General features: G+C 57.1%; 4 protein-coding genes. 3 read left to right on the top strand and 1 reads right to left on the bottom strand.

The genetic code is table 11. From position 1 onward, the window contains the following. The first annotated feature begins 148 nt into the window (after nucleotides 1–148). From BIS10_RS17520 to BIS10_RS17530, 3 genes are all read left to right on the top strand, one after another. The gene (locus BIS10_RS17520; RefSeq protein ID WP_253507230.1) at nucleotides 149–1918 is read left to right on the top strand and encodes an SLC13 family permease; all 1770 of its coding nucleotides are present in this window, start codon (nucleotides 149–151) and stop codon (nucleotides 1916–1918) included. Between the two features lie 72 nt (nucleotides 1919–1990). Beyond that, entirely contained in the window at nucleotides 1991–2656 is a 666-nt protein-coding gene (locus BIS10_RS17525; protein ID WP_253507233.1) for an alpha/beta hydrolase, read from the top strand. After that, the gene (locus tag BIS10_RS17530; protein ID WP_253507236.1) at nucleotides 2657–3652 is read left to right on the top strand and encodes a YihY/virulence factor BrkB family protein; all 996 of its coding nucleotides are present in this window, start codon (nucleotides 2657–2659) and stop codon (nucleotides 3650–3652) included. 74 nt (nucleotides 3653–3726) lie between these two features. Here BIS10_RS17530 and BIS10_RS17535 read toward each other — a convergent pair. Continuing rightward, on the bottom strand, nucleotides 3727–4535 hold an 809-nt coding region (locus tag BIS10_RS17535; protein ID WP_253507239.1), incomplete at its 5' end, for a PhoH family protein.

Genomic DNA, 4535 nt, shown 5'->3' on the forward strand with positions numbered 1-4535 from the left:
CCCCACGCCCCACGCCCCACGCCTATATTCTATTTTGTTCTTACTGTGTTTCTAAAAATAACTTTTTAGAATATCTGCTGGGCGGCACAATGCCCTTCATATTGTTCGGTTATGTCAGTTGAGTGGGCTTGAGAAAGGATGTGGGGTTATGTCGCTGGATGCTTGGATTGCAGTAGGAGTCGTGCTGACTATCTTCCCGTTGATGGCGTTGTCACGCCTAGGGCCAGATATCATTTTAATGGGCGCGGTGGTGGTGCTGATGACGCTTGGCGTGATTGACCCACAGCAGGCGTTGGGTGGATTCTCTAATAGTGGCCTGTTTACTGTGGCGTTTATGTACGTGCTGGTGGCCAGTATTCGTGAAACGGGCGGTATCGATCTTATTATTCGCTACGTTCTGGGGCGGCCAACCAGCGAGCGCGGCGCGCTAACACGTCTATTGTTACCTGTGGCATCGCTCAGCGGTTTTCTCAATAACACCCCGGTGGTGGCGACGTATATTCCCGCCGTCATGAGCTGGAGCCGCCGTGTGCGGCTTTCCCCACAGCGCTTGCTCATGCCGCTGAGCTTTGCCTCTATTTTAGGCGGTACTATCACGCTATTTGGTACCAGCACTAACTTGGTAGTGCATGGGCTACTGATCGAGCGCTACCCTGATTTGGCCATGGGGCTTTTCGACTTGGCGTGGGTAGGCATTCCGGTCGCGGTAGCGGGCTTGGCTTATCTTATTTTCCTTGCCCCACGTTTATTACCCGCCCGTGGCGGCACGGCTAAAGCCTTTGCCAATCCTCGCGAGTTCACTATTGAAATGGAAGTAGACCCGGCAGGGGTACTGGTCGACCGCACGGTCGAAGAGGCGGGGCTGCGCCACTTGCAGGAGCTGTTCCTTGTCGAGATCGAGCGCGTCGGTAACGTGGTCAGCGTAGTTGGGCCAGGGGAGCAGCTCAAAGGTGGGGATCGTTTGGTGTTCGTGGGCACCTCGGATGCCGCTGTGGAGCTTCAGCAGATTCGTGGGCTGATCCCTTCTCGGGATGGCGCTTCTAGCCTAGAAAAAGAGTTCAAAGAGCGCCGTTTGGTCGAGGCGGTGGTCTCCAATCAATGCCAGTTTATTGGCCAGCGGATTCGTGATGGTCGATTTAGAACGCTATACGGCGCCGCCGTGCTGGCGATTTGCCGCGGCGGCGAGCGCGTGACGGGGAACCTCGGCCAAGTGCGCTTGCAGCCTGCCGATGTATTGCTGTTAGAGGCGCGCCCGCCGTTTATCGAGCGCCATCGGCAGTCGAAAGACTTTTTGCTGATCAGCGAGCTAAACGGCTCGGCGCGGCCCATCCACGAGAAGGCTCCGCTGGCCTGGGGGATTTTGCTAGGCGCGGTGCTGCTGGCTGCGTTTGGTGTTCTGAGCATGCTCAATGCCGCCATGCTGGGGGCGGCGATGGCACTGCTGACCGGCTGCTGCACAGTGGGCGCGGCTAAGCGGGGCTTAGATACTCAGGTGTTATTAACCATTGCCGCCTCGTTTGGGGTGGGGGCAGCGTTACAGTCGTCAGGTGCAGCGGATGCCATGGCAGGCAGCGTGCTGTCGTGGGTGGCGGGCAGCCCGTGGTTGCTGCTGATGGGTACCTACTGCGTGGTGGCGCTACTCACGGAGCTAGTGACCAACAACGCCGCGGCGGTGATTATTTTTCCGGTGGTCATGGCTGCCGCAGAGAGCCTTGGGGTGAGCCCCATGCCATTTGTGGTGGCCGTGATGTTTGCCGCCTCGGCCAGTTTTCTGACCCCGATCGGCTACCAAACCAACTTGATGGTGCATGGTCCTGGTGGCTATCGAGTCAGTGATTTTTTACGTGTTGGTGGTGGTTTAAACGTACTGACCGGTGTGATTGCGGTCACGCTGATTCCATTGGTGTGGCCGTTTTAAGCGGTTAATGTCTCGCTCCCCGCGCTGCTTTACGCTAGGGTGACGCTTTTAATATCAGTAAGGAAATAACCCATGACAGCCCCAGGCGAACTGATTATTGAGCCAAAAAATGGTCAACCCGCCGATGCGTGTGTGTTTATTATTCATGGCCTAGGTGCCGATGGGCATGATTTTGAACCCCTAGTGCCAGCCCTGGCACTGCCGGAAAACGCGCATGTGCGTTTTATTATGCCCCATGCTCCGCGCCTGCCGGTCACCATTAACGGCGGCATGGTAATGCCCGCCTGGTACGACATTCTGGCGATGGATTTGGGCCGCCGGGTTGATGAAGTTCAGCTGAAAAAATCCGCCGAGCGTATTCAGGCGCTGATTCAAGAGCAGATCGATCAGGGTATCGATAGCCAGCGGATCATCGTGGCGGGCTTCTCCCAAGGCGGCGCGGTGGCGTATCAGGCTGCGCTCTCGTTCCCGCAGCCGCTAGGCGGGCTGCTGGCGATGTCGACCTACTTTGCTACTGCCGATAGCATCGAGCCTGCCGAGGCTAACCGTCAGGTGCCGATTGAAGTTCATCACGGTAACTTCGACCCCATCGTGCCTGAAACCTTGGGCCGTAGCGGCGTTGAGCGTTTAAAAGCCATGGGTTACAACGTCAACTATCGCCAGTACCCGATGGCCCATGCGCTATGCCCACAGCAGGTCAACGATATCGGCAAGTGGCTGGGCGAGCGGTTAGGCTAAATGGATAGCCATCGCCGAGGCCGTGCTGCCGATGTGCCCAGCGATATCCCTCAGCGGGGCTGGCATGATATTGCATGGCGAGTGGTGCGCGCGGCCCGCCGGGATAGAATCACTATGTTTGCAGCTGGCGTCGCTTTCTATGCACTGCTGGCGCTGTTTCCAACCATTGCGGCGGTGATTTCGGTGTGGGGGCTGCTGTTTGATCCAGTGGAGGCCGGGCGGCAGCTCTATACGATTAGTCGCTTTATGCCCCCTGATGCTGCCAACCTGATTGATCAGCAGGCGCAAGAGGTGGTGGAGAGCACTGAGTCTGGCAATGTGATGACCGCCTTGGCAGGGTTGTTGATTGCCATGTTTATCGCCTCGAAAGGGGTGTCGGTGTTGGTGATTGGCTTAAACGCCGTTTACGGCGAGCAGGAGAAGCGTTCGCTGCTGTATAGAGCGCTGGTGCTGGTCTCGCTGACCTTTGGTCTCATTGTGATGACGCTTGTTTCCCTTGGTTTTATTGCCGTTGTGCCGGTGGTGGTGGATAGGCTAATGATTGATCCGCCGCTGGATCGAGTGCTGCAGTGGCTACGCTGGCCTGCGCTGTTGGTGTTGATGAGCCTGCTGATTGCGCTGCTCTATCGCTTTGCTCCCTATCGGCGCTCACCGCAGTGGCGCTGGCTGAGTTACGGCACGCTGTTGGCGACATTAATGTGGCTGCTGGGCTCCGGTGGTCTTTCGCTCTACGTACGCTACTTTTCGACCTTTAGCGAGCTGTACGGCTCGCTAGGCGCGGTGGTGGCGTTGATGCTGTGGTTTTGGCTCTCGGCGTTTGTGGTGCTGTTTGGGGCTGAGCTTAACAGCGAGATGGAGCGCCAAACCTGTCATGACACCACCATCGGTGAGGTACGCCCCTTAGGAGAGCGACAAGCGTTTGCTGCCGATACCATTGGCGTTGAAAACCCTTGGAATAGCGATAAATCCGAAAGCCAACAACGCCCCTGTGATTGAGTGGGTCCAACGTGCCACCGCCCAGCAGTGCTGGGCGGTGAAAGTTAAAGCCGTGGGTGTTTCGCTGGGTACTGTTAAAGCAGTTCCTCGGCGGCCAGCGCCAAACGTGAGCGTTCAACGCTTTTCAAGGTGATATGCCCAGCATGGGGCCAATCTCGAAACCGTTCTACTACGGCGGCCATGCCGCAGGTGTTGGCGGTGAGGTAGGGTGTGTCGATCTGCCCGACGTTGCCCAAGCAGACAATCTTGGTATTGCGCCCGGCACGGGTGACCAGCGATTTTAGCTGTTTAGGGGTGAAGTTTTGCGCCTCGTCGATAATCAAAAAAGTGTCGTTTAGCGTGCGCCCGCGCATAAAACTCGGTGAGCGTATTTGCACACGTGAGCCAATCAATTGCCGCGTGGCACCGTTATCCCAGCTTGATTCTCCTTCTTCGTTACGCAGCAGGTTATCCATGTTGTCGTGGAATGCCCCCATCCACGGCGACATCTTCTCCTCTTCGGTACCTGGTAAGAAACCAATATCCTCCCCCATAGGGATGGGCGCGCGGGTGAAGACGATACGCTCAAAGCGCTTGGCATCCAGGGTTTGCTGGAAGGCCGCCGCCAGGGTCATAAACGTTTTGCCGGTGCCCGCGTTACCGGCAATGGTGACAAGGTCAATCTCGGGGTCCATCAACAGGTTGAGGGTAAAGTTCTGGCGGCTATCGTGAGCGTGGACGCCCCACACACCAGCATGGTGACGGTAGTTGGTGAGCAGCTGAAGCCGGGCAGAGGAGGGCGAAAGCTCGCGCACAATAGCCTCAAATTCAGCACCGTTTTCGCTATCAGAAACCAGCATGCCGACATGCCAGTGGCGGGGCATATTGCCGCTGAGTTGGTAGA

The sequence above is a fragment of the Halomonas sp. 707B3 genome (assembly GCF_024158645.1).
Taxonomy (GTDB): domain Bacteria; phylum Pseudomonadota; class Gammaproteobacteria; order Pseudomonadales; family Halomonadaceae; genus Vreelandella; species Vreelandella lionensis.

Excerpts from the sequence above, each read along its gene's own strand:
- BIS10_RS17520 (WP_253507230.1), top strand. The coding sequence starts at position 149 with ATGTCGCTGGATGCTTGGATTGCAGTAGGAGTCGTGCTGACTATCTTC.
- BIS10_RS17525 (WP_253507233.1), top strand. The coding sequence starts at position 1,991 with ATGACAGCCCCAGGCGAACTGATTATTGAGCCAAAAAATGGTCAACCC.
- BIS10_RS17530 (WP_253507236.1), top strand. The coding sequence starts at position 2,657 with ATGGATAGCCATCGCCGAGGCCGTGCTGCCGATGTGCCCAGCGATATC.